Here is a 23,753-nt window from a genome sequence, read left to right as displayed (position 1 = left end):
ATACAAAGACGTTATACGAAAGTCCACAAAGGCTTAAGGCTCTAATGATTATGGTATAATTTCATCATAAGCTCATGGGAATGAGGGATGAATGTGAATTGGGAAACGCTTCGAAATCATTTTCCGGATCAATGGGTATTATTTGAAGCTATAGAGGCTCACTCCGATAATGGAAGAAGAATGGTAGACCGAATTTCAGTAATTAACAACTATGACCAGAGCAAAGAAGCATTGGAGGAATATAAATTAATTCATAAGAAAGAACCGCATCGAGAACTTTATGTAGCTCATACAAGTAAGACTGAACTGGAGATTATCGAGCGCAAATGGTTAGGAGTTCGGATATGAAATCGGCAATTCTTCTTTCAAATAGTGACTTACCTTTTACTGAACTTACGGTTTATTACAACAAGCAAAGCATAAGATTACCTCATGTTTTGATTGATACCGGTTCCTCGAGTACAATTTTTGAAATTGGATGTTGTTGAAGATATTGGATTAACGGTAGAGCTTGATGATGTACTAGGAACAATCAGTGGAGTTGGCGGCAGTGAATTTGTATTTTTCAAGACAGTAGATGCTATTGAAGTAAATGGATTTCGAATAGAGAACTTTCAAGTTGACATTGGAACAATGAATTATGGAATAAACATTGATGGAATTGTCGGAATGGACTTTCTATTACGTGCAAAAGGAATAATTGATCTGAATGAATTAATATTGATTTGCAAGCAATAGCAGGTAGTGTGGACCTTCGTATAACAATACATTCTCGCATCGGGCCATTCGGCCCTCGGTCTGCCAGAAGCTATTCGAAGAAGCAGAATCCGGCAGACACATCGATCCCCCTAAGATAAGAGCTATCTAAGGGGGGCGACGTCGTGAACGCGGAAACGTTAGCTGAAATCTATGCATGAAAAGGAGAGCGATTTAAATGAAATTGGCACACATTCGTTAATTAGTACCAAATGTCAAAGAATGCTTTTATTTTTATCGAGATGTTCTTGGTTTTGAAGTAGTTTGGGGCGATGAAAGCTCTCCATACGTTGAGTTTCATACTGGAAATACAAGGATTGCGATTAATGAAAGATCAATGATCGCTGAAGCAGTAAGGAAGATAGATAAACCATCATTTACAGATTCACAAGATCAGTTAGCGGTAATCTTCGAAGTTGAAAGCGTAAATGACTATTATAAAAAGTTTACAAGTAAAGGGATTGAATTTGTAAATGCTCCTCAGGATCGTAGAGATTGGGGTATTCGACTTGCTCATTTTAGAGATCCTGCAGGCAATTTAATAGAAATAAATCAAGGATTATAAGACCATTTGTAGGTTTACTCCTCGATGGCATAGACTTCAGCTAACATTGGAAAAGAAAAAATTGCTCGAGCTGATCAAGAATTCATAGAAGAACTCAAAAACGCTAAAGAAGTACTTTGCCAGAGAAGAGAATGCCAGGAAGCGTTTCCAAATGAAGTTGAAAAGGGATATATAAGAAGTAATCATTTGTTTGGTGAATTTTGGAGAATTAAAAGAAAAGCCACAGTCGAAGAGCAACAAAGTATTTGGAGGGCAAAAAAGATTCTATATAAAGGTAAAAGTCATTTGACATAATAATCAATCTTTATTACGCATGATACGCAAGACAGAGAACGTTGAGGAAGACCAGATATTGATTTGATAGTAAATTCAGAGATGGCGTAGGCATCACATAACACCGCATTCCCATTGCGGACCCTAAACGGGTCCTTGGTCACAAGATGCATTTCGAGGAAGCAGATTCAGACGACACCCCCGCATCACCTAACCGCATCGCGGCAAGTCGGGAGCCTGCTTCGCCCTTGGCTCCATGCTTCCCTTAAGGTAGTGGGGCGTCGGGAATGCAAGAACGTTATATGAAACCAGCGCAAGTACAATAACAGGATGAATTTCAGGAGGGAAACATATTAATTTTGAGAAAGCAGCCAATTACATTTGGAAACATGGAAGATTATTAGAAAGAAGAATATTTGAATACGTTTTCCAAGATGATCAAAGAATAATGTTTTGACTTCACTTAAAGCCTATCAGAACGATGATGGTGGTTTTGGAAACGCAATAGAGCCAGATTTACGGGCACCAAATAGTCAACCACTCTACATGGAATTTGCATTACGTGTCTTATATGATTGCAACATTAAAGATGAAGAACTTTCTCAAAAAGCATGTGATTATATTGCAAAGCATGCTGTCCTAAAGAATGGAATTCCAACAATATTTTCTTCATCAGCAAACTATCCAAGAGCTGAACATTGGAATAACCCACTTTCTGCAGAACCATCATTCAGCAGGCTAACTGGTCTTGTCGGGCTTCTCAAATGGCAAGGTATAAAACATTTGTGGCTTGATAAAGCGACAGAAATCTGTTTGTCTATTAGAAAGTTTACCTCAATCAGAGTATATCAAAGAACTTATTACCGCCAATTTCTTTCGCTTGGACGCCGCTTCCCTAAGTTACGGACTTTTTCCTCTAGAATTTTCACCATCATCGACTTCTTACTGTAGAAGTATATTTTCTGACGAAACAATTCATGATCATTTGAAAGTATTAGAATCCCAACAAGATGATGATGGCGGATGGCAGATAGATGGGAGCCCCCCGGTGAAATGGCGAGATTAGAATGGAGAGCCTATAAAACTCTGAAGAGTTTAATGATACTAAATTCATACAACAAGATTAAACTATGAAGTGATCCCGGAGAAGGCGCTTGGCACATATAACACCGTATTCACGCATCGGGGCATTCGCCCCTCGGTCCGCCCGAGGGATTTCGAACCCGGCGACTTTCGTCGCCTTAAGCCTCTCGGGTTCGTGAATACAAGAACGTTATGTGAAATTCCCGAAATACCAAAGTATCTTAAAATTCAAATGAATGCGAGGGAGCTTACATGGGAGCATGGGGATACGGAGCATTTGAGAATGATGAAGTGTTTAAAGATTTGAGTTTATTACAAGAAACGATTGAATTGGTGCTCGACGATAAATATATAGATGCTACAGATGCAACTAATGCCATCGGAGCTATTGAAATATTAGCAGCATTACAAAACAGACCAAGCAATGATATAAATGAGAATGAAGAAATAAGAACAATGGGTAAACGAACATAAAGGACAAGGAAGCAATCTTTTAGTAAAAGCAAGGGAAGCGTTAAAGAGGATAAAAGAAAAATCTGAACTAAAAGAGCTATGGGGGGAAACGGAAAAATACGAGGACTGGTTAAATACCCTGAAACAATTGGAATATAGGATATCAATCTGAGGGTATGTTCAGGAGGCCGGGAACTTCACATAACATAGTATTCACGCTGCGGGCCTTGGTCCACTTGTTGATACAGGATGTTTAATTTCTATATTTGATACGGATCTTGTTGATCCTGTCGGTCTTTATATTCAATCAGGCAATGGTAGAGCAGTTAGAATGTCTGGCGTCGGTGGGAAAAGTGAAGTCTGCTATCAACAAACAGTGTCTGGACTGTAGGGAGGCCACGTGCATTTCAATCTTCATATCGTTCCTCTAAACCCTAGAAAGGGATGTTCAATGACTTCAATCGTTTCATTTCCAGTAAAGAATATATAGAACTCCCTGTCAGGTTCAGCGAGGTGAAATTTTTTATATTCAGACCAAGCTTGTCTAGAATCAGGAAAATCAGACATAACGGACATTTCATTAATGATTCGATGGTTATTAACAGAAGTAGCGTCAATGGCTTCAACTAAAACCCATTTATCAGGGTAATGATCTCTAACCGTAGACCATTTCATAATGTACCTCCCAAATAAGAACTTTACATTTATTTTACCACAAGACATACAGAGATCGTTATACGATAGGATGAAGATAAGCTAGTAAGGGTTCGGGCGTTCAGGTACGTTAAGCGAAAGTATGAAGTGAACATTCTGCAAAGCGGGTGATCTCGATGGAATGAGAGCTGGAACAAATCAAATTAACGTCTTTACAGTTTGAAGAATTAGTTTTTGCAGGTGAACAAACAAGCTATGAGATCACTTATTATTTCGACAAACAAACCGGGGAAGTTGAAATGTTAGGTGAATATATGGATACAGACCCTGAACTTAAGGAAAGAATTGAAGAGGACTTTGGCGAGCGATATATTAGAGTTCCGAAGATTGAATCGTGGCAATCCTTTGAGGATATGGAAGACCAAATTTCAGTTAACAACTATGACCAGAGCAAAGAAGCACTGAGGAATAAATGGTTACGAGTTCGGATATGAAGTCGGCAATTCAACTTTCAAATAGCTAAAATCGCGAACAAACATTCTATTCATAATTTAGTTTTAGTGGTAAAATAATCAAGTACAATTGAATCTTGGGTGGGCATGGTTTCCCTTCGAGCATAAGCTTTCGAAGTAAGTTTCCTTCGGAAACTTTGGAGGAGGTGAGACCATGGAGTTGAAAGACGCAATAACAATCTTGATTCTATTCGCAACATTTGTCCTAGCTCTTTTAACATACATCGGGAATAACTACAAGAGAAAGTAAAAACCCACCCTAAGGTTAACCGGCCGTAGGTGGGTTTTTGTCCTTTGACCAGAAGGGATAACCCCATCCAAGCCAATTGTATAGCCGAGTGTTAGCCGCACTCGGCTTTCTTAATACAAATCATAACATATCCCCAAACCGCTGAAAACCCGTAATACTAAATTTAATGCCGAATAAAGAAGTATAGATGGGTGGCATTACTTTCAGTATGACATTGTATTCGCGTAACGCCACCGCCTACTGAGTGACCTTTGGGCGAGGTGACAACCTGTTATTCGTCGATACCCCGCGATTAAAGGAAGAACACAAATGGAAATTAAAAAGACAATAAAAAGGGACATGAAATACTACTTAAATGCCCACAAGAACAAATCGAATCAAATGTTTCATTACTTTGCATTTCTATCCGCATTCCTGGGCTGGATATTTCTGTTTATTAATGTCTGGATTACTCTAGTTTTAGCGGTACTCCATTATACGTTATCATGGGTGGGGCATTTCTACTTTGAAGGGAATAAGCCAGCATCGTTTAGATATCCGTGGATTGGTTTTTATGCTGGATTTATCTGGTTTTTCGTAAGAACATTTGAAATAATCTTCAATAGAGAAGTACTAACAGAATGGATTAATGATTGAATGGACTAGGCTAGGGGAAATCGAAGAACGGGGGAGCATTATGAGACTGATGTTATTGTGTTTTTGTTTTTTATTTCTTATATCTTGTTCGAATGAGAACTCTCATGGAGAGGAGTTTGAAGATCAGGAGTTACAGTACGCGATAAATAATTACTTTAACAATTTTGACGATATTAACAAATGGAGTGAGTTTTCTACCGAAGACTTTGTTAGAAGGGCGTACTTCTGGTGCTCAGGAGATAACACTAACACGAAATCTTTAGCTGAGATGAAAAAAATATATTACGACATAAATAAAAACAGTCTGAAATTAAAAAATTACTACATTGATGAATATAACTTTAAAGACAACAACCAGTTAGTAATTAAAATTACAAGAACATGGAGTAATGGTTCAAAGGATAAGACTTCGTATTTAATTATTAAACAGAACGATTCATGGAAGATCGATAATAGATTTTAAATTCTATAGAGGTGAATGTAATGCCAGTTGTCAGAGTATTTGTGATGGATAAGCACGACCGTGTATTACTTATACAGACAAGACATAAGAAATCGGATGGATTTTATTGGATTGTACCGGGCGGTATGATCGAAAAGGGTGAACTTAGCAGCGAAGCTGCGATTCGCGAAGTGAAAGAAGAAACAGGGTTGGATATTACAATAAAGAAATTAGTATGGGTAGAGGAAGGTAGGAATGATAAAGGTGAAGTTGGGTATATTCATTATTTTTTGGCAGAAAAAATGAATGAAGAACCGAAAATTGGATATGATCCCGAGCTGCCAAGTAACGAGCAAAAAATAATGGATGTCGTCTATAAAAGCAGGGAAGAGATCAAGGGATTGGATAAGCTTTATCCCGAAGTATTGAAACATGATTATTTCTGGAAAGTCGTGAAAGAAGAATCACATAATCCATATGTGAACAGACCCAGTAAAGGATTTGGGGTGGATTAAAGGCATTATTGACAGGGGGTTATAATGGTTATTCTAATTAGTGGAAACAGCTGCACCGGCAAGACACTAATGTCTCAAAAATTGCTTGAGAAATATCATATCCCTTATTTGTCCATTGATCATTTAAAGATGGGATTGTACAGGGGAGATACAGGTTGCGGGTTTACGCCACTTGATAGTACAGAACTGATTGGCGAGAAATTGTGGCCGATTATAAAAGGAATCATTATGACGAATATCGAGAATAAACAAAATATTATTATTGAGGGCTGCTATATACTGCCTCACTATATAAAGGACTTTGAAGCCACATACTCTGAACAAATCATATCCGTTTTTCTTGGTTTTTCACAAAATTATATTGAGACAAACTACATATCTAATATTGTGAAACACAGGAACGCTATAGAAGACCGAGGCTATCCGGAAGAGGGAATCATTACGGACTACGTGAATGAACATGATGTTTTTAGAAAGAAATGTCTAGATAACGGTGTTGATTACTTTGAAATAGATAAAAATTATGAAGACGAGATTATGAACGTGTATGATTTTATCGAGACTGAAAAACGCAAAATGGATAGAAAATTCAAAGAAGGCGCAGATATCGCTTAGTAAAAAGTTGTATAGCCGAGTGTTCGCAGCAATCGGTTTCATTATACTGTATAATAACATATAAATTCCCCTAGAAAACCAGCTAAACCAATAAACTTAACCCCCCCAGTTTCCTAATAATGGCCGGGTCCGTAGAAAAGGAATTTTCACCTCCTAGGGCGAATACGTTATAGAAATCGCTAGTTGTCGATGACCGGGAAGGAGGGTGCAGGGCGATGAGCTTTTGTTGCGGAGCGAGTATGATCGGTGCGAAAGGAACGCTGCGGCACATCGGGACGTATATTCATAACGTTCCGCTGCTGTTTTGCCCGGTGTGCCATCGTGTCGAGGTTCATTATAGGGTTGAGAGCGAGTACGAAATATTGGCCGAATACGCCCATGGAGACGGTGCCGCCGAGGTCGACTTTCACGATTACGTGGATCATAAAGACGATGCGGTCTTATACGACAATTGTGTCAACCTCGAATCCGAGGATCCCGCCGACGTGGTGCACGATCAGATCGATATGGCGCTAGATCTGCTCGCGGTGGCCAAGCAGCTTAAGGACGACGAGTGGGAGCTACAACTGAAAAAACGATTGACTGCGTTAAATGAGCGACGAAACAAACTGCACAAAAAAGCGTTCTCCTCCGGCAACCGGAAGGGCTGAACGCCAAACGTCCCTCCTGGCGGAGGGACGTTTTTTTCAACTGACGTAAAATTGTGTGCTATAATAACAAGAATCGGGTCTTCCTGACCCCCACATCTTATGGGGCTGACTCGAAACATGTAGTGTGAGGTGGAACGTTTGCTGTTGGTCTTGTTCAAGAAGTTTCTCGGAAAACGCCAGTCTCACGACTCTTCCGATATGCCCGATACTCCCGAACGAAAAGTGATGCATATTCAGAACGGAAATATCCGGCTGCGGAATCAGTTTATTACCGATTACCAGCCTTACGTAGCCAAAGTCACGAGCCGCTTCTGCAAGCGATATATCGATCCGTCGCGAGATGACGAGTTCAGCATCGCACTCGGAGCCTTTAACGAAGCCATCAACCAGTTTTCGCCGGAATCGGGAAGGTCTTTTTTGAGCTTCGCCGAGACGGTCATACGCCGGAGGCTGATCGATTTTATTCGCAAGGAGTCTCGGTTTACGGGACAAATTCCGTACAGTTCCTTCGAAGTGGAGGATGATGAGGACAGTATTGTCAACCCTGTGGAAATTCATCAGGCGATTGAACAATACGAGAAAGAAAAAACAATTGAAGAACGAAAAAGCGAAATCATCGACTTCAACCGCTGCTTGCAGGAGTTCGGGATTTCCTTCAGCGACTTGGTCGATGCCTCTCCCAAGCACAGTGATTCCAGAGAAGCGTTATTTTCGATCGGGGCTCTTTTGGCGCGCGATCAAACGATGATGTCCATCGTGCTCTCGAAGAAGATGCTGCCGATCAAAGAACTGCTCGACCAGGTGAACGTCTCCCGGAAGACGCTGGAGCGCAACCGTAAATTTATTATTGCGGTCGCTCTCATATACAGCGGGCCTTACCCGTATTTGAAGAATTACTTGAGCATCCCCGAACAACAACCGGGAGAGGAGTGAGAACATGCACAAAGGCATCGTGATGGAAATGACCGAGGCGGATCTGGTCGTACTTACACCGGACGGTCAATTCAAGAAAATCCCCCGCACAGGACGCGTATGCCAGATCGGCGAAGAAGTTTTGTTCTCCACTCCTCCGTATCGCCTGAAAAGACCCGTATTGTCCGCCATGTTTGCGCTGACCGCCGCCGTACTATTCTGTATCGTCATTTTTACCGGTCTAGGGGGCAACTTGGAAGGAGTCAAGCCGATCGTCGCTTATGTTACACTTGACATTAACCCGAGCGTGGAGTTTGGCATCGACAAGGATAACGAGGTTCAGGAGGCGCGCGGACTGAATGATGACGGTATTTTGCTGCTGCAAAATGTGAAGGTAGCGGGCAAGCCGCTCGCCGTCGCAACGGAAGTGCTGTTGAACCAAGTGGAGCAAAAGGGGTATTTCAGCAAGGAAGAAGGAGACGTGATCATCTCCAGCACCAAAGTGTTCGAGGAAGCGAAAATAGACGAAAGCAGCCTCGGACAAATTGTCAAAGAAACCGTTGCGAAGCATATCGAAACGAAGCATCCGCAGGCCTCTTCGACCATTCAAGTCACTGCGTTCGTAACCCCGCCTACCATTCGCGAGGAGGCGCTCACGAAGGGCGTTTCCGCCGGCAAATATGCCGTATACTTAAGCGCCAAAGACAACGGAAACGATATCGATCTGAATGCACTGAAGGACGATTCGGTACATAAAATCGCGAAGGATGCCGGCGGCCTGAACAAGCTGATCAACTCGAGCGACCTACCGATGAAGGAAGTGCTGACGAGACTGCTGGAAGCCGAACGAACGGGCGAGCTTGACGCAAAGGTCAAAGAAAAGTCGAAGTCGGATGATGACAAGAAAAATCCGACCAAACCGGGAACGGTCACTTCGGCAAAGAACGACAACAAAAACGACAGCAAAACCGACAACAAGAATACGGCGAATTCGAGCCAGAAGCCTGCGACGACCTCGGATAAAGACGACAAGAAGAAAGAAGAAGACAAGAAGAAGGAAGAAGAGCGCAAGAAAGAGGAAGAACGGAAGAAGCAGGAAGAAGAGAAAAAGAAGGAAGAAGAACGAAAAAAGCAGGAGCAGGATAAGAAGAAGCAGGAAGAAGAGAAAAAGAAGGAAGAAGAACGGAAGAAACAGCTGGAAGAAGAACGAAAGAAGCAGCAGGAGCAAGAGCGCAAGAAACAAGAGGAAGACAAGAAGAAGCAGGAAGAAGAGAAGAAGAGAGAAGAAGAGCGCAAGAAGCAGCAGGAAGAAGAACGAAAGAAGCAACAGGAACAAGAGCGCAAGAAGCAAGAAGAAGACAAGAAGAAGCAAGAGGAAGACAAGAAGAAGCAGGAGCAGGAGCAGGATAACAAGAAGAACGACGACATCAAGAAAGACGATGACAAACGGTAAGCTCCGGGCAAAGGGCAACGAAAACCGATTCGATGAATTCCGGCTTGTCCGGCTAACGGGCATAACGGGAGTAACACGCGTCCGAGAAGCGAAAATTGTCGGCAATATAGTTCAAATCACGTTCTGTAGTTCCAAGGTTGGAGGGGCTGCAGAACGCTTTTCTTTTTATTCGACATCGTTCTAACTTATTAGCGTTTATTAGCGGTTATTTGCGATTGACGCCATATGGAATTAACTCTATGATACTGGTAGTTCGCCGGGGAAAAACCCCGGCAAGGCCGGCTGCACGTTAATGCGTAAACATTCAGGTAAGAGGTGTCACTATGTCTGAACTAAGAATGCAGTACATAAGAGCCCTGACCCAATATTTCGAAGACGGCAGCAGCGGCTCCCGGCATCCGGCGTCGACACTCGGCGCGGCGCTGCAAACGATAGAGCCGGAAGAAATCGTCCATATCCACGAACAGAGCATGCATACGATTGCGGCAAGCGTGGACCCGGAAGAAGCGCTGCGCTATTACCGGCTGTCTTTTGTTTTTTTGATGGAATTGCTGGCGCAGTACAGGTTCGGGTTTCATCATACGGACAATAACGGACAGATGATCGAGGAGCTTCGGAACGTGCTGTTCAAGACGCACCATTCGTTTCAATCGGTCGCCAGCAAGTATGAAAACGTTTTACAGCATATGGACAGCGGGATCGTCCTGTTCGATAGCGAAGGGTATATCTCCTTCGTCAACGTCTTGATGGGACGGTATTTGGGCGTTTCCCGCAGAGCGCTGCTCGGACTGGACTTGCCGGGGCTCGTTTCCTATTCCGGCCTGTCGCGTTCGTTTCGGAAGCTGATCGCCAAGCTGCACCGGGAAATGTTTCTGTACAGGCTGCGATTTCATGAGGTGATCGACGAGCACGGACGCCACTTTCTAGTGACGGCTACGTACGGGGAAGAGCTGGACGGTGACATTCTGATCAGCGTAAAGGATGTTACCGAATTCAAAAAAATCGAGCAGTCCGCCTACCAGAATGATAAGCTGGCCATGCTCGGCAAAATTGCCGCTGCGATCGCTCACGAAATACGCAATCCGCTTACGTCGATCAGAGGGTTCATCCAACTGCTGCGTCCCCATTTAGTGGAGCTCGGCAAAGAAGAATATGCGAGAATCGTGATCGAAGAAATCGACCGCGCCAACGATATCATTTATGAATTTCTGAATTCGTCCAAACCTTCGACACCCGTCAAGAAAGAGGTTCACGTCGACAGCCTGCTGAAGGAGGTGGGGCTGCTATTTGAGAGCGAAGCGATTCTCAAAGGCTGCGACATTTCACTCTCTCCGATCGACCCGGCTCTGACCGTATGTGTTGACGTGAAACAGATGAAGCAGGCGCTGCTTAATATCGTTAAAAATTCGCTCGACGCCATTGGCGGCAGCACGCATACGGAGCGGGGCATGATCGGCATCTCCGCGGTCAAGCAGAGCTCGAAAGTGATGATCATGGTGCAGGACAACGGTACGGGCATGGACTACCACACGCAAGCCAAGCTGTTCGACCCGTTTTTTACGACAAAATTGGATGGTACGGGATTAGGATTGGCCGTTTGCTACCGGATTATTAAAAATCACGGAGGGCATATTCAAGTCGACAGCGATGTCGGCTGCGGGACCCGGTTCAAAATATCGCTGCCGCTCTGCTAAGGCGATGTGCTACAATGGGGTGGAAGCGATTTTGTCGTTGGAGAGGAGAAGGTTATGAGGTATCGTCCGTTCGGTACAATCGGCGTAAGCGTATCTTCGCTCGGATTCGGCGCGATGAACTTGCCCGGAGTCCCATTGGAGCAGGCGCGGGCCGCGCTCAACTATGCACTCGATAACGGAATTAATTATATCGATACGGCTGCGGCCTACCGTAATAGCGAAGAAATTATCGGGGAGTGCATCTCGCACCGCCGTGATGAATATTTTTTGGCAACCAAGACGAATAAGCGCGATTATGCTTCCGCCAAAGAAGAAATCGATCGCAGCTTGACCCGGATGAAGACCGATGTGATCGACCTGCTGCAGATTCACTATGTCAACTACGTGCATGAGTTCAAAGCAGCGATGGAAGAGGACGGGGCTTACCGTGCCGCATTGGAGGCGAAGCAGGCGGGCAAAGTGAAGCATATCGGAATTACGGGTCACCGGCCGGAGCTGATAGCCAAATGGATTCAGAAGGGCCAGTTCGAGCAGGTGCTGTTCCATCTGAACTTGGCGCAGCCGTTCGCTCTGGACGAGCTCATCCCGGAGATGGTCCGGCGCAATATGGGGAGGGTGGCGATGAAGCCGCTGTCAGGCGGATTCATACAGCCGGTCGACAAGGCCATCCGTTACCCGTACAGTCAAGACGTCCATGTGATCATTTCCGGTATGGTCAGCGTGGAGGAAGTCAAGGAAAACATCGCGGCGATGGAGCGGGAAGTGGAAGAAGCGGAACGCGCAGAGCTGGAAAGCTTGGCGCTAAAGCTGGGGACGCATAATTGCCGGCGCTGCAATTATTGCTCGTGCCCGCTCGGCATCCCGATTCCGGACGTGATGATCTCGAGCGTCGTAAGAAAGGAATTCGGGCTGCTTCCGAAAGGAAACGGCTTCTATGAAAAGCATAAAGAAAAGATTATGTCCTGCGCGGACTATGAGCCGTGCAAGGAAACGCCGCTTTGTCAGAAGCAGTGTCCTTATCATCTGCCGATGCAATCGGTGATCGGGAAGGCAGCCGCCAGCTACTGATCTCGAGCCCCCGTATAAACAGAAATTGGCTTCGCCTAATTTCCTAACAAAAAAGCCCGCCTTGTATAGGCGGGCCGCTTTTCTTGATCGATCAGGCTTGCAGCTCCACGTTGCGCGAAGCGACGGCTGCAGGCATGGTTGCCTGCGGAGCATCGGTGAAATCGGCGAGCGAAAGGATGAGCCTGTTTACTTCGTGTACCGTAAAAGGCATGCCCGCGGTCCGTTCCGTCAAATTCGGAATCGAAACTCCGATCTTCCCGGATTTTTGGCGGATTTTCAAATCATATTTCAACACGGTCAAAGCCGCGGTGTAATCGTCGGTATTTACCATTTGGACCGTAGGCGCTTCTTCGAAAGGAATGAATAACGTCTTGCGGTTCCAGTATACCGTGCCCGGCTTGAACGTAACGATCAGCCATTCCGGCTCGCCCGAGTTTCCGGTCAGCTTGACAATTTCTACGCCTTTCATATGGGGCTTAAGACGTTGGCTCGTCTTGATATCCGGCATCGTAAAGACGATAAAGATCGGGATGGCGCTGGCGATATAGAGCAGAAGAGGCGATTCCCGCAAAATGCTGGAAATGAAAAACGCAGCAAACACGATCAAACCTAATAATAGCAACCATTTGTTTTTCATTCGCAGGTTCCCCCAAGTCATGTCGAGCTTTCGCGAAATACGCTATCTATTATAACATACGGGTCAATGCCTTTGAAGATGCAAGTTGTTGGTACGCAGCATGAAATTCGATCGCGCAAAGTGAGGCTGACAACATGGGGCTGTTCCATAGAAGCAGAAGCAGCGGGAAGCCATCCTCCTACCGCAGCGGCATGAATGCCGCGATATTCGAGGGGATACCGGCGATCATCATTTTCCAGCTGCTCGGGGGGCCATTCGTAACGGGCTATTTGCTGTACCTTGGCGCTTCCTCGTTCCAGGTCGGAATCGTGCTGGCTATCCCGAGCATGGCCAATATGCTGCAAATCGTAGGAGCGCTGCTCATTCAGCGCTATTCGAACCGGAAGCTGCTCTTCAGCCTGCTATGCGGGACGCATCGCATCTTGTGGGTATTGACCGGCGTCGTGCCGCTATGGTTTCCGAAAGAGTACGGGGTGACCGCCTACATTGTCGTTTGTATCGTTGCCTTTATGGGACAGGCCGTCGGGTCGGTATTCTGGACGTCACTCATTGCCGATATGGTGCCGGCCAAAGTGCGCGGGCGTTACTTCGGCATCCGCAATACGATTTTATGGGCCGGAGGCTGTATCGCGATTCTCGTGTTCGGTCAAGTGCTGGATCGGCTGCCGGAGCCTCGGGGTTTCCATATTCTCTATATGGTCGCCGCCGTCTGCGCCGTGTTGGACATTTACTTTTTCTTCCGTTATCCGAATCGGCCGTTCGAGAAGTCGGGGCAGCAAGGGACGGCGGCCATGCTGAAAGTTCCTTTCCGGCATACCCCGTTTGTGAAATCAATGCTGTTCATTTCGCTGTGGCTGTTCGTACAGGGCATATCCGTTCCGTTTTTTAATTATGTTATGCTGGATGTGATGAAGCTTAGCTATAACTGGATTGCGATCGCCACGATGACGCAGAACGTCGCCATGATGATCGGCTACTCCATGTGGGGCAATCTGAACGCCAGGTTCAGCTCGAAGACGCTGCTGTTCTGGACGCTGCCGGTCATTGCCGCCGCCTGTATGGGGTGGGGCCTTCTGCCGGTTCTGCCCGATATCCCGGTGCTGTTACTAATTCATATGCTCGTCGGTGCCGGTGTAGGCGGGTTTAATCAGCTTATGTTCATTTTCGTTGTGGGCGATACGCCGAAGGCCGAACGGCCGATGTTTATCGCCGTGTTCTATGCGTTAACCGGATTTGCCGGCTTTCTCGGACCGTTGTGCGGAGGAGCCGTATATCGGATCGTGGCGGACTTGCCGGTTTGGGTGCAAATGTTCGGCATATCGCTAGGCATAGGAGTGGTGCTGCTGACCGTGGCCGTACTGATCGGCTCGAAAGTGCTGCTTGAGCCAAATAGAGCGGGGCGCGGCAAAGGTGCCGCCGGATGGAGGAGAGAGGCATGAAAAGAAAGGTAGGCATTATCGGTTTGGGGGATATCGCCCAGAAAGCTTATTTGCCGGTCGTAGCACATGATCCCCGGATTGAAATAGCGGCCGTCATGAGCCGTTCGAAGGAAACGGCGGAGCGGATCGGCGAAACGTACCGAATAGCGGGCCGAACGACGGACTTGTCCGAATTGCTGGCGCAGGAGCTCGACGCCGTCTTCGTGCATAGTCCTACGGAAACGCATGCCGAAATTGTAACCGCCTGCTTGGAGCGGGGCGTTCATGTTTACGTAGACAAGCCGTTGTCGTATAAGCTGGAAGAGTCCGAGCGGATGACCGAGCAAGCGGAGAAGCGCGGCAAGCTGCTTGCCGTAGGATTCAACCGCAGGTTCGCGCCGATGTACGTAGAAGCGAAGCGCTGGCTGGAGGAGACGGGAGGCTTCGACTTGTGCATCGCCCAAAAGCATCGGACCCGCCAACAGACGCTGCTTGCGAAAGAAACGTTGTACGACGATATGATTCATATGATCGATCTGCTGCTTTGGCTCGGGGCGAAGCCTTATGAGGTGACCGGCTGGTTAAGCGAGCAGGATGGCGACGGCAGGCTGCTTCACGCTTCCGGGAGCTTGCGGATGGGAGCCACGGCATCGTTCGTCAGCATGAACCGCCGGACCGGAGGGGATCTCGAGAAGCTGGAGCTGCACGGAGCCGGCCGTTCTGCGGAAATCGTCAACCTCGATTCCGCCGTTCTGCGCGACAAGCGGGAGGGGGAACGTACGCTGCGTTTCGGCAGCTGGGAGACGGTTTCCCACCGGAGAGGCTTCGCCGGAATCGTCGATCACTTTCTCGCAACGCTGGATAGTCCGGACGAATGTATCGTCAAGGCGGACAAAGTGCTCGAGACGCATAGGCTCGTCGAGAAGCTGAGCGGGATGTAGCGGCCTTCGGGATAATTGCGAAGTCAGAGGCCGCCAGAAGAGAACGCCGGTCCCGACTCGCATATCGCGGGTACGAAGGCCGGCGTATCCGTTTCATTTTCTTATCAAACGTTGTTCGCCATCAAGCCCATGGATGAGACGGGCAGCCCCGCCTTGTGCAGATGCGATACGCAGCCGAGTCCGGTGCACCGGGGAACGGCCCACTGCTCGCTTCGTTGCTCGAACAAGATGGTCGTCACCGAGCTGGGAGGAAGCCAGAACGCGCTCCACACAAGCGGGAAGGGGAGCTCCAGCAGATGGGACAGCCATGTCAGCCCGAAGCCGAGATGGCAAAATACCGCAATCGCTTCCCGGTTGGGCGCTTCGATCCGGTAGCGCCCTTCCTCCCTCGCATAACCATGACGCTGCAAGAAGGCATCCGAATCGTTCTTGATCGTCTCGTATAATGCGGCATAGTCCCGGTAAGAGGCGTGATCGGGCCATGTTTCATGGCCGGGATACGGCTTCCGGGCACGTACCGACTCCCCGGGTATGTTCCATGCCGCGATCGGACGTCCTTCTTCATCCGTTGCCTGCCAGCCCAGCTCGCGAGTCCACGGTTCGAAAACCGGCTCCATGCCCAGCAGATCGGCGGTATACTGCATCGTATGAACCGCACGATTGATGGGCGAGCAATAAATGCGGTCGACCCCGACTTCCCTCAGATGACCGGCCAATGCTTGCGCTTCCAGATGCCCCGCCGCCGTAATCGTCTGATTCGGGTAATCGGGCTCGGCATGACGGATCAAATAGATTTTCATGCGGTTCTCTCTCCCGTAGTATGGATTCTCTTCTCTGTTTCTATGCCGCTGCCGCTTCGAGGATCGTCACAGCGATATGACGTAATTGCCCAATTCGTACGCGTATTTCAAGCCGGCGTCACGGATGCCGTCGGGCAAGTTGCGGATGCTGTTATGCGTCTCATAAGTAAAATCGCCTTCATAGCCGATTCGCTTGAGCGTCTGCACGACGTCGGTCCAGCGGATCGTACCCTGATACGGTAAAATATGATGGTCGCCGACCCCGTCGTTATCTTGAATATGGGTAGCCTTCAGCCGCGATCCCAAGATGCTGATGCCTGCAGTCTGGTCGACCGACTGCCGGTGGCCGTGGCCGGTATCCCAGCAGGCCCCGACAAGCGGATGATTCAGCGTGTCGATCAGCTCGGCAAGCTCCTCCGGCAAGGAGAAGTACGAGCGGATATGGCGCCGGTCGGTCAAGTTTTCCAGCGCGATGCCGACTCCGGTTTCCTCCAAGAGGGGAATGAATTTGCGGTGAAAACGGACGTTGAAGTCCAGAACGTCCCGGTACGCCTCGCCTTCCTCGCCTTCCTCGCCGGTTACGTTCGTCGGGTGGAACACGACCCAAGGGACGCCCAAGATGGCGGCGGTTCGCAGCGATCTCTCGACGAGCGTCTCGTAGGAATCTATAGTAAGATCGAGCACGAGCTTCGAGAAGTTGGGCCCGTGCACCGGACCGTGCATTTGGGTAAAGCGGACGCCGTGAGCGTCGGCGCTGGCTCGGATCTCCCGAGCCCAAGCCTCTTCTTCTTGCACGCTCATCTGCAGCACCTGCTTCTGGAAATCCCAATAGTTCATATCCAGCGACCTGAATCCGGCTGCCGCGCATCTGCGAACTGCCTCGGGCCGGGATATGCCGGCATCGAATACGTTCAACGAGGTAGACACGTTCATCTTTGAAATCCCTCCTGGTTATTGGGTTTTAATATATTGATTGATTTCTTCTTCGGCGTCCCGCAGCATCGTATTGAGGTCCTTTTTGTCGGCAAGAAAGTCTTTGTAATGCTTGAGCACGATTTCGCTGCCCTTGCTTTGGAATTTGGAGAACGGGGGAGCGTAGGCCGGTCTGCTTTTGAAAATGCTGTTTAGCTTTTTGTCTTTCAGAGCCGGGTTGTCTGCGCCGAATTCCTTGCGGATGTCCGGATTGGTCAGCAGGGACACTCTACCTGTGTTCCGCGTGCTGATCTTCTGGTTATCGTCGGTGAACAGCACTTCCAGCGCCTTCATCGCGGCTTCCTTATACTTGCTCGTGCTGCTGATCGCGATTACATGCAGGTCGTACATGCCGTAGACGTTCGGACTCTCCTTGTAGCTCGGGAACTGGGCGATATCCCAGTTCAGATCCGACTTGGTGAGCAGGTCCAGCAAATTGACGCTGGCGATCATCGCCTGTTTCTTTTCTTTAATAAAATCGTTCGTCGTGAAGTTCGCCGCATTGCCCGGAATCGAAAATAGCTGTTTGCCCATGGAGAACGCTTTCCGGTACAAGTCGCTGTTCACCGCCGACAAGTTCGTCTTCGCATCGACGGGAATGAGGGACAACGGATAGGTCAGCCGGCTCCACGAGTCCATCCCGAGCCCGCTGTACGCCGTCCCGTCCTCCGTCCGGGTAAGACGCTTCGCGAGCTGCAGCGCATCGTCCCACGTCATGCCGTCCTGCGGGTACGGAACTCCGAATTTATCGAAAATATCTTTGTTATAGTATAGAGCATTGAATTGCATATTGTACGGCAATCCGTACAATTCTCCTTTGTCGGACAACGATCGGAGCGTCTTCAGTGCTTCCTGGTCGAAGCGCCCCAGATCGAAGCCCGCCGTTTTGGCAAGAGGGGTAATGTCCCCGAAGATGCCGAGCTCCCGGTTCGGATTGATATTGCCGTTCCAGATCGTGATCAGGTCGATCTGTTCCTTGGCCGCCACCGCATTCTCGATATCCGTGGCTTTGAACGGAAGCAGCTCGACCGTAATATACGGATACTTTTTCTTCACCGGATCAGCGATGAGCAGTTGGAAATCGGCCGCGGTCATGGGCTGATGCGTGAACAGCTTCAAAGTGACCGGGTCCGGATCCTTGGCCGGAGCCGGCTTGCCGGTCTCGCCGGATGTGGCGCCGCCGCCCGAAGAGCAGCCGGTGAAGCCAAGCACAACAAGAAGGGAAAGCGCTAACGCAAACGTACCTTGTTTACTCACATGAACCCCTCCGCTAAAATCGATATCAAGGAATCTGTACACCTGAACGAAAAACAGATACGATCATGCATGAACATGCTTGCTTCGGCCGATATATGAATCATAGCCGTTAATGCCGCTATAGGAAATATCACGAAGTAGTCTCTTTTTGGCATTTCGTAGGGTATGCGCTTTCATCATGTCGGGGGGCGAGACGATGCAGGAAACAGCGGTGGAATTCGTCGACATCTGGTTTTACAAGCCGGACGGCTTCGATGAGCTGGGCGGCGTATGGCCGGTGCGCATCGGCAACAATATCGCGAAGCCGAACTACAGGAACGGTCCGAGGCAAACCCCGTACTGCAACATGCATTTTATCCGGGAGGGGCAAGTGCAGCTGTTCTACGGCGGGCGGGACGTCGTTCTGCGCAAAGGGGATATATTTTGCAAATTCCCGAATACGACTTACTCTTATCAGATTGTGCCGGGCGAGCAGCCGCTCAGGATGACATGGATTACGTTCGACGGCCATCAGGCGCGGCAAATTCTCACGATGACCGGATTTGCGGAGGATAAGCCGTACCGGCGGGCCAGCGTGGATAAAGATATGGAGATCGTGCTGCAGCAAATATTCCAATGGTGCAAAGGGGACAGCCGCAAGCAGCTGATGACGATGTACAGCCTCATGTACCGAATATTCAGCAAGCTGATGCCGGACAAAGACTACGAGCCTCCGCATACGCCGAGCGATTGGGTACGCAAAAGTCTGGACTTCATCCATGCTTATTACGCGGAGAAAATTACGGTGGACGATGTGGCCAAATACGTGAGGCTGCACCGTACGTACCTGTCCAAAATTTTCACGAAGGAGGTAGGGGTCCCTCCTTCACGGTATTTGATCCGGATGCGGCTCGACAGGAGCAGGCAGCTTCTGCTGGAAAGCTCCTTGTCCGTCACAGAGATTGCCTTGTCCGTAGGTTATCCCGATATTTATTCCTTCACCCGGGCTTTCACCCGCAGCTTCGGTATGTCGCCGAACGGCCTTCGCCGGCAAGGGGGAGGTTGAACGGACAAGCGTTTACCCGATTGTTCCGCTCCACTTTGTGGGGCTTTTTTTCGTTTCAGGGCTAGAGGGACCGCCCTTTTTTCTGTATAATCTACAATTGTGAACATCGGCCCCGACTTTTCTGAGAGTGGAAAGTCATCATCTGAATCCGAAGGAGATGAAGCTTGTTTTGTTGTTGCAAAAATGGAAAAGCGAGTGGTTGTCGAGTCCCCGCAAAGATATTTTGTCGGGGATGACCGTGGCGATCGCTCTAATACCGGAAGCGATAGCGTTCTCGATCCTGGCCGGAGTCGATCCGATGGTAGGGCTGTACGCTTCATTCATTATCGCCGTCACGATCTCGATCGTCGGCGGACGGATGGGCATGATTTCGGCCGCGACCGGCGCCATGGCGTCGTTGATGGGACCGATTATTGCGAAGTACGGGATCGAATATTTATTCGCGGTTTCGATTTTGACCGGGGTTATCCAGTATGTCATGGGCGTATTGAAATTCGGCAAATTCATTACGTTCATCCCTCATTCGGTTATGACCGGCTTTGTGAATGCGCTAGCCATCATAATTTTTATGGCGCAGTTCCCGAATTTCCAAGGCGCGAACAGCTACATGTACCTGATTCTGATCGGGACGCTTGCTATCGTATACGGATTGCCTAGGCTTACGAAAGCGGTGCCCTCTCCGCTGATCGCGATCGTCATCATGACGATCGTGGCGGTGACGATGCGTCTGGACGTGCGCACGGTCGGGGATATGGGTGAAATTACGCAGGCGCTGCCGTTTTTCCGCATTCCGGATATTGAGGTGACGCTCCAAGCGCTGTGGCACATCTTGCCGCATTCGCTCGCACTGGCTATCGTGGGCATTACCGAGACGCTGATGACGGCGACGATCGTCGATGAAATGACCGAGACGAAGAGCGACAAAAACAAAGAAATTCGCGGCCAAGGGATCGCCAACGTGTTTACCGGCTTCTTCGGCGGAATGGCGGGCTGCGCGATGATCGGCCAGACCGTGATCAACGTGAAGTCCGGAGGTAGAACGCGACTGTCCACCTTTGTCGCCGGCGTGTTTTTATTGTTTCTGATACTGGTTCTGGGAGATGTCGTAAAGCAAATTCCGATGGCCGCTTTGGTAGGCGTCATGTTTATGGTTTCGTTCAGCACCTTCGATTGGAGCTCGCTGCGGAATTTGGCCAAAACGCCCCGAAGCGACGCGCTTGTCATGATTATTACGGTAGCCGTCGTCGTGGCCACGTCCGATTTGGCAATCGGGGTGCTAACCGGAGTCGTACTAAGCTCGGTCATATTTGGCTGGAAATCGGCAAAAATCAAGGCGCACGCCGCTATGGAAGCGAACGGGACGAAGCGATATCGGATTACAGGGCAGCTCTTCTTCGGCACGATGTCGCATTTCGTGGAGCTGTTCGATTATCGGAACGATCCCGAATCGGTTGTGATCGATTTCGGCTCCTCGCACGTATGGGATCAGTCTGCTGTAACCGCCATTTCCAAAGCGACGCTGAAATACAAGCAGTTGAATAAGCAGGTGACGATCGTCGGCTTGAACGAAGAGAGCCGGAAGCTGGTGGAGCGGGTCGGCCTTGCCTCGCCTTCGGGGCATTGAACGGAACTTTGCATGAGCGGGCATAGGAGACTGTCGATTCATGAATCGACGGTTTCTTTTTTAAATACTAGAGTTTATAACTTCGGGGTCCCCGCAAAGGATTTGGACTAATCTTCGAAGCAAGGCTCCACTTTATGGGGTTATTTTGCCAAAAGCGGCGGATGAAATCGGCAGAAGGTGTATACTATACAAAAAAGGGTTTGAACGATATTGGAGGTATTCGAGATGAGCATAGACTATCGCGTTCCCCCCGGCCAGACGTTGACCCAAGGCTTCCCCGTCCTCCATTACGGCGACATCCCCTATTACCGCGATATGAGCAAATGGGACTTGCGCATTTTCGGGCTGGTGGAAGAAGAAGTGAAGGTTACATACAAAGAATTCATGGCGCTGCCGATGCAGGAGTTCCATAACGACATCCACTGTGTCACGACTTGGTCGAAGCTGGACAACGTATGGGAAGGCGTGCCGGTATCGACGATCATGCAGCGGGTCAAGCTCAAACCGGAGGCCAAGTTCGTCATGCTGCACGCCGAGCACGGCTGGACGACCAACTTGCCGATCGAGGACTTTATGCGCGAAACGAGCCTGTTCGCCATCAAGCATAACGGCGGCATTTTATCGCCGGAGCACGGCTACCCGGTACGAATGGTCGTGCCTCACCTGTATTTCTGGAAGAGTGCGAAATGGCTGCGCGGGATCGAATTTATGGCCAAGAACAAGCCGGGTTTTTGGGAGAAGAACGGCTACCACATGTATGGAGATCCGTTCAAAGAAGAGCGCTATGATTTTGACTAAACAGACATTCATCCAAACCAGTCCGGGATCACATACATACTCTATTACCATCCCTTATTAGAAAGGTTGATGGTAGTGGCGAAAATTCGGCAGAGAAGAGGAAACGGGGGGCCCGTGCAATTCAGGCATCGCATGGAGGGCTTAACCTCGCGGGTGGAAGGGCATAGACATGCTTTTGGCAATTTGACGGATTTGTTCATTCCCGAGGACGGAAGACACCGTCATACGTTCCGGGGAATAACGACTACCGCCGACGGGCACCGGCATACGTATTCGGGGCAAACAGGTCTCAATATCGGTACGGGTCCGAACCATTTTCACCGCTTTCGAATCCAGACGAATATTGCAGACGGACACCGGCATATCATTTCCGGCAGAACGACAGGCCTCATAAGGCTCGGGACGATGGTCGGACACCGATTGATTATCGAGAAAATCGTGCGGCAACGTGTAAAGTAACGATATTTTTCCATTTTCTTGCAAGCGGCGTCATGAATACGTAACTATAGTATTGAATAGAATAAAAAAAGCTGTGGAATCTCCTTCCACAGCTTTACTTCGTTGCTACAGCTTTTGCCGGAAGCGTATGCTCCTGATCGTGCCGCTCGCATTCCGCCGAGCAATAGCCGTTCCTCGTAGTCAGGCATTCGTCGCAGCACAGATGCTGGTGGTGGCAGCTGTCGTCCGCGCAGTTGATGTAGCGGTCGGTCGATTGTCCGCAGTGGTGGCACTTGCCGACGATGAGGTGTTCGTTTGTTTGATTGATCCGCACGGAGATACGCTCATCGAATACGTAGCAGTTTCCGTCGAAGCCTTTACCTTGTACTTCCGGGTCCTGCCCGTACGTAACGATGCCGCCGTCGAGCTGGAAGACGTCCTGGAACCCTTCGTTCAGCAGAACGGCCGTCAACATTTCGCAGCGGATCCCCCCGGTGCAGTAAGTGAGGATCGGCTTATTTTTATGCTCGGACATGTTCTCCCGAATCCATGACGGGAATTCGCGGAAAGCTTCCAAGTCCGGTCGGATCGCGCCGCGGAAATGGCCTAGATCGTACTCATAGCCGCTTCGTCCATCGAGGATGATGACATCGTCCCGCTGCATGTAATCGTGAAATTGTTTCGGATTCAGCCGTTTGCCGCCCTCCGTGACGGGATCGAGCTTCCTCTCGTAGCGCAGCGTGACGAGCTCCTGCTTGTGGCGGACGAACAGCTTCTTGAACGCATGAGAATCGCTCTCCTCGATCTTGAAGACGAGATCCGCGAACAGAGGGTTCCGGCGCATATCCGCCATATAGCGTTCCGTTTGCTCTACGGTGCCGGACAACGTCCCGTTGATCCCTTCGTCGGCGATGAGAATCCGTCCTTTGATGCCAAGCTCCTTGGCGTACTGCAGATGTTCAGCCGCGAAGGAAGCGGCGTCGGTAATCGGAATATATTTATAGAAGAGTAAGATGCGGTAATCTTTCATGAGAGAATTCACCTTTCTATTCAAAGCTTAACCTTCATAATAGCTCACTGAACATACATAGTCAATATTTAAGTATGCAAAGTAAAGGTCACGACGATTGCCCGGAGATAGGAAAAAGGCGCGCGTGGCGCGCCTGAAACGCTATGCAGCTTATTTTGCATTTTAGTGCATGGCAGCGACAGACCAGGGGTACACGCAGGGATAATAGACGTAACGCATTCATGACTAGGATAGCCATTTGCTGCGAATGCATACGATCCAC

At 48.8% G+C, this 23,753-nt stretch carries 25 protein-coding genes and 2 pseudogenes; 21 read left to right on the top strand and 6 right to left on the bottom strand.

Annotated features, from left to right (window positions below):
* Window positions 1-93 precede the first annotated feature (93 nt).
* The 6 genes and pseudogenes from FE783_RS08285 to FE783_RS38930 form a co-directional block, all read left to right on the top strand.
* Window positions 94-348 (top strand): hypothetical protein, encoded by a 255-nt coding sequence (locus tag FE783_RS08285; protein WP_238402942.1) that lies wholly within the window; start codon window positions 94-96, stop codon window positions 346-348.
* A gap of 120 nt (window positions 349-468) precedes the next feature.
* Window positions 469-738 carry a retropepsin-like aspartic protease gene (locus FE783_RS08280; protein ID WP_158301679.1) on the top strand — a complete coding sequence of 90 codons (270 nt, stop codon included), beginning with the start codon at window positions 469-471 and terminating at the stop codon, window positions 736-738.
* A gap of 283 nt (window positions 739-1,021) precedes the next feature.
* Window positions 1,022-1,321, top strand: a pseudogene (locus FE783_RS37420) (VOC family protein); the annotation flags it as partial.
* A 726-nt stretch (window positions 1,322-2,047) separates the two neighbouring features.
* Window positions 2,048-2,545, top strand: a complete 498-nt coding sequence (locus FE783_RS08270) for a hypothetical protein (protein WP_138878886.1) — start codon at window positions 2,048-2,050, stop codon at window positions 2,543-2,545.
* 384 nt (window positions 2,546-2,929) lie between these two features.
* Window positions 2,930-3,151, top strand: a complete 222-nt coding sequence (locus FE783_RS08265) for a DUF4259 domain-containing protein (protein WP_138878885.1) — start codon at window positions 2,930-2,932, stop codon at window positions 3,149-3,151.
* A gap of 37 nt (window positions 3,152-3,188) precedes the next feature.
* A pseudogene (locus FE783_RS38930) lies at window positions 3,189-3,302 on the top strand (DUF4259 domain-containing protein); the annotation flags it as partial.
* 242 nt (window positions 3,303-3,544) lie between these two features.
* Here FE783_RS38930 and FE783_RS08255 read toward each other — a convergent pair.
* Window positions 3,545-3,805: a hypothetical protein gene (locus FE783_RS08255; RefSeq protein WP_138878884.1), complete on the bottom strand. Its 261-nt coding sequence runs from the start codon at window positions 3,803-3,805 to the stop codon at window positions 3,545-3,547.
* A gap of 645 nt (window positions 3,806-4,450) precedes the next feature.
* Between FE783_RS08255 and FE783_RS38195 the strand changes: the two genes are divergently transcribed.
* From FE783_RS38195 to FE783_RS08215, 9 genes are all read left to right on the top strand, one after another.
* Complete coding sequence (locus tag FE783_RS38195; protein WP_238402941.1) at window positions 4,451-4,546, top strand: putative holin-like toxin; 96 nt, start codon at window positions 4,451-4,453, stop codon at window positions 4,544-4,546.
* Between the two features lie 309 nt (window positions 4,547-4,855).
* Window positions 4,856-5,182, top strand: coding sequence for a DUF962 domain-containing protein (locus FE783_RS08250; protein WP_138878883.1), 327 nt, complete (start codon window positions 4,856-4,858; stop codon window positions 5,180-5,182).
* A gap of 483 nt (window positions 5,183-5,665) precedes the next feature.
* The gene (locus FE783_RS08245) at window positions 5,666-6,139 is read left to right on the top strand and encodes an NUDIX domain-containing protein (protein WP_138878882.1); all 474 of its coding nucleotides are present in this window, start codon (window positions 5,666-5,668) and stop codon (window positions 6,137-6,139) included.
* Window positions 6,140-6,163: 24 nt separating this feature from the next.
* A complete protein-coding gene (locus FE783_RS08240) occupies window positions 6,164-6,754 on the top strand; it encodes a P-loop nucleotide/nucleoside kinase family protein (protein ID WP_138878881.1) in 591 nt (196 codons plus the stop codon).
* A 215-nt stretch (window positions 6,755-6,969) separates the two neighbouring features.
* On the top strand, window positions 6,970-7,404 hold the full coding sequence (locus tag FE783_RS08235; RefSeq protein ID WP_138878880.1) for a hypothetical protein: 435 nt from the start codon (window positions 6,970-6,972) through the stop codon (window positions 7,402-7,404).
* A gap of 138 nt (window positions 7,405-7,542) precedes the next feature.
* Entirely contained in the window at window positions 7,543-8,337 is a 795-nt protein-coding gene (gene sigI, locus FE783_RS08230) for an RNA polymerase sigma factor SigI (protein WP_138878879.1), read from the top strand.
* A 4-nt stretch (window positions 8,338-8,341) separates the two neighbouring features.
* Complete coding sequence (locus FE783_RS08225; protein ID WP_138878878.1) at window positions 8,342-9,769, top strand: anti-sigma factor domain-containing protein; 1,428 nt, start codon at window positions 8,342-8,344, stop codon at window positions 9,767-9,769.
* A 323-nt stretch (window positions 9,770-10,092) separates the two neighbouring features.
* Window positions 10,093-11,463 carry an ATP-binding protein gene (locus FE783_RS08220; protein ID WP_138878877.1) on the top strand — a complete coding sequence of 457 codons (1,371 nt, stop codon included), beginning with the start codon at window positions 10,093-10,095 and terminating at the stop codon, window positions 11,461-11,463.
* Between the two features lie 54 nt (window positions 11,464-11,517).
* Window positions 11,518-12,531, top strand: a complete 1,014-nt coding sequence (locus FE783_RS08215; RefSeq protein WP_138878876.1) for an aldo/keto reductase — start codon at window positions 11,518-11,520, stop codon at window positions 12,529-12,531.
* A gap of 91 nt (window positions 12,532-12,622) precedes the next feature.
* Here the strand turns inward: FE783_RS08215 and FE783_RS08210 are convergent, their stop codons facing one another.
* Window positions 12,623-13,168, bottom strand: a complete 546-nt coding sequence (locus FE783_RS08210) for a hypothetical protein (protein ID WP_138878875.1) — start codon at window positions 13,166-13,168, stop codon at window positions 12,623-12,625.
* Between the two features lie 134 nt (window positions 13,169-13,302).
* Here FE783_RS08210 and FE783_RS08205 point away from each other — a divergent pair, with 134 nt between their 5' ends.
* Both FE783_RS08205 and FE783_RS08200 read left to right on the top strand, forming a co-directional pair.
* Window positions 13,303-14,607 (top strand): MFS transporter, encoded by a 1,305-nt coding sequence (locus FE783_RS08205; protein ID WP_238402940.1) that lies wholly within the window; start codon window positions 13,303-13,305, stop codon window positions 14,605-14,607.
* Window positions 14,604-15,527, top strand: a complete 924-nt coding sequence (locus tag FE783_RS08200) for a Gfo/Idh/MocA family protein (protein ID WP_138878874.1) — start codon at window positions 14,604-14,606, stop codon at window positions 15,525-15,527. Before FE783_RS08205 ends, FE783_RS08200 begins: the two co-directional genes overlap by 4 nt.
* A 104-nt stretch (window positions 15,528-15,631) precedes the next feature.
* Here FE783_RS08200 and FE783_RS08195 read toward each other — a convergent pair whose 3' ends face one another.
* The 3 genes from FE783_RS08195 to FE783_RS08185 form a co-directional block, all read right to left on the bottom strand.
* Window positions 15,632-16,327, bottom strand: a complete 696-nt coding sequence (locus FE783_RS08195) for a histidine phosphatase family protein (RefSeq protein ID WP_138878873.1) — start codon at window positions 16,325-16,327, stop codon at window positions 15,632-15,634.
* Between the two features lie 66 nt (window positions 16,328-16,393).
* A complete protein-coding gene (locus FE783_RS08190; protein WP_138878872.1) occupies window positions 16,394-17,260 on the bottom strand; it encodes a sugar phosphate isomerase/epimerase family protein in 867 nt (288 codons plus the stop codon).
* Window positions 17,261-17,278: 18 nt separating this feature from the next.
* A complete protein-coding gene (locus tag FE783_RS08185) occupies window positions 17,279-18,556 on the bottom strand; it encodes an ABC transporter substrate-binding protein (protein ID WP_138878871.1) in 1,278 nt (425 codons plus the stop codon).
* 196 nt (window positions 18,557-18,752) lie between these two features.
* Between FE783_RS08185 and FE783_RS08180 the strand changes: the two genes are divergently transcribed.
* From FE783_RS08180 to FE783_RS08165, 4 genes are all read left to right on the top strand, one after another.
* Window positions 18,753-19,601 (top strand): helix-turn-helix domain-containing protein, encoded by an 849-nt coding sequence (locus tag FE783_RS08180; RefSeq protein ID WP_158301678.1) that lies wholly within the window; start codon window positions 18,753-18,755, stop codon window positions 19,599-19,601.
* 157 nt (window positions 19,602-19,758) lie between these two features.
* Window positions 19,759-21,225 carry a SulP family inorganic anion transporter gene (locus tag FE783_RS08175; RefSeq protein WP_138878869.1) on the top strand — a complete coding sequence of 489 codons (1,467 nt, stop codon included), beginning with the start codon at window positions 19,759-19,761 and terminating at the stop codon, window positions 21,223-21,225.
* Window positions 21,226-21,450: 225 nt separating this feature from the next.
* Window positions 21,451-22,023, top strand: a complete 573-nt coding sequence (locus FE783_RS08170) for a sulfite oxidase-like oxidoreductase (protein WP_138878868.1) — start codon at window positions 21,451-21,453, stop codon at window positions 22,021-22,023.
* 69 nt (window positions 22,024-22,092) lie between these two features.
* On the top strand, window positions 22,093-22,482 hold the full coding sequence (locus tag FE783_RS08165; protein ID WP_138878867.1) for a YmaF family protein: 390 nt from the start codon (window positions 22,093-22,095) through the stop codon (window positions 22,480-22,482).
* A gap of 94 nt (window positions 22,483-22,576) precedes the next feature.
* Here FE783_RS08165 and trhO read toward each other — a convergent pair whose 3' ends face one another.
* Complete coding sequence (gene trhO / locus FE783_RS08160) at window positions 22,577-23,491, bottom strand: oxygen-dependent tRNA uridine(34) hydroxylase TrhO (protein ID WP_138878866.1); 915 nt, start codon at window positions 23,489-23,491, stop codon at window positions 22,577-22,579.
* Window positions 23,492-23,753 lie beyond the last annotated feature (262 nt).

The organism is Paenibacillus mesophilus (genome assembly GCF_005938385.1).
In the GTDB taxonomy this organism is placed as follows: Bacteria; Bacillota; Bacilli; order Paenibacillales; family NBRC-103111; genus Paenibacillus_AB; species Paenibacillus_AB mesophilus.
This window is presented reverse-complemented; position numbering and strand designations above follow the sequence as displayed.

What these genes read in the sequence shown, in the direction of transcription:
- FE783_RS08190 (WP_138878872.1), bottom strand. Translation starts at nt 17,260, where the DNA reads ATGAACGTGTCTACCTCGTTGAACGTATTCGATGCCGGCATATCCCGG.
- FE783_RS08250 (WP_138878883.1), top strand. Translation starts at nt 4,856, where the DNA reads ATGGAAATTAAAAAGACAATAAAAAGGGACATGAAATACTACTTAAAT.
- FE783_RS08210 (WP_138878875.1), bottom strand. Translation starts at nt 13,168, where the DNA reads ATGAAAAACAAATGGTTGCTATTATTAGGTTTGATCGTGTTTGCTGCG.
- FE783_RS08200 (WP_138878874.1), top strand. Translation starts at nt 14,604, where the DNA reads ATGAAAAGAAAGGTAGGCATTATCGGTTTGGGGGATATCGCCCAGAAA.
- trhO (WP_138878866.1), bottom strand. Translation starts at nt 23,491, where the DNA reads ATGAAAGATTACCGCATCTTACTCTTCTATAAATATATTCCGATTACC.
- FE783_RS08220 (WP_138878877.1), top strand. Translation starts at nt 10,093, where the DNA reads ATGTCTGAACTAAGAATGCAGTACATAAGAGCCCTGACCCAATATTTC.
- FE783_RS38195 (WP_238402941.1), top strand. Translation starts at nt 4,451, where the DNA reads ATGGAGTTGAAAGACGCAATAACAATCTTGATTCTATTCGCAACATTT.
- FE783_RS08225 (WP_138878878.1), top strand. Translation starts at nt 8,342, where the DNA reads ATGCACAAAGGCATCGTGATGGAAATGACCGAGGCGGATCTGGTCGTA.
- FE783_RS08240 (WP_138878881.1), top strand. Translation starts at nt 6,164, where the DNA reads ATGGTTATTCTAATTAGTGGAAACAGCTGCACCGGCAAGACACTAATG.
- FE783_RS08165 (WP_138878867.1), top strand. Translation starts at nt 22,093, where the DNA reads ATGGTAGTGGCGAAAATTCGGCAGAGAAGAGGAAACGGGGGGCCCGTG.
- FE783_RS08235 (WP_138878880.1), top strand. Translation starts at nt 6,970, where the DNA reads ATGAGCTTTTGTTGCGGAGCGAGTATGATCGGTGCGAAAGGAACGCTG.
- FE783_RS08205 (WP_238402940.1), top strand. Translation starts at nt 13,303, where the DNA reads ATGGGGCTGTTCCATAGAAGCAGAAGCAGCGGGAAGCCATCCTCCTAC.
- FE783_RS08175 (WP_138878869.1), top strand. Translation starts at nt 19,759, where the DNA reads ATGAAGCTTGTTTTGTTGTTGCAAAAATGGAAAAGCGAGTGGTTGTCG.
- FE783_RS08245 (WP_138878882.1), top strand. Translation starts at nt 5,666, where the DNA reads ATGCCAGTTGTCAGAGTATTTGTGATGGATAAGCACGACCGTGTATTA.
- FE783_RS08265 (WP_138878885.1), top strand. Translation starts at nt 2,930, where the DNA reads ATGGGAGCATGGGGATACGGAGCATTTGAGAATGATGAAGTGTTTAAA.
- FE783_RS08180 (WP_158301678.1), top strand. Translation starts at nt 18,753, where the DNA reads ATGCAGGAAACAGCGGTGGAATTCGTCGACATCTGGTTTTACAAGCCG.
- FE783_RS08170 (WP_138878868.1), top strand. Translation starts at nt 21,451, where the DNA reads ATGAGCATAGACTATCGCGTTCCCCCCGGCCAGACGTTGACCCAAGGC.
- FE783_RS08215 (WP_138878876.1), top strand. Translation starts at nt 11,518, where the DNA reads ATGAGGTATCGTCCGTTCGGTACAATCGGCGTAAGCGTATCTTCGCTC.
- FE783_RS08255 (WP_138878884.1), bottom strand. Translation starts at nt 3,805, where the DNA reads ATGAAATGGTCTACGGTTAGAGATCATTACCCTGATAAATGGGTTTTA.
- FE783_RS08195 (WP_138878873.1), bottom strand. Translation starts at nt 16,327, where the DNA reads ATGAAAATCTATTTGATCCGTCATGCCGAGCCCGATTACCCGAATCAG.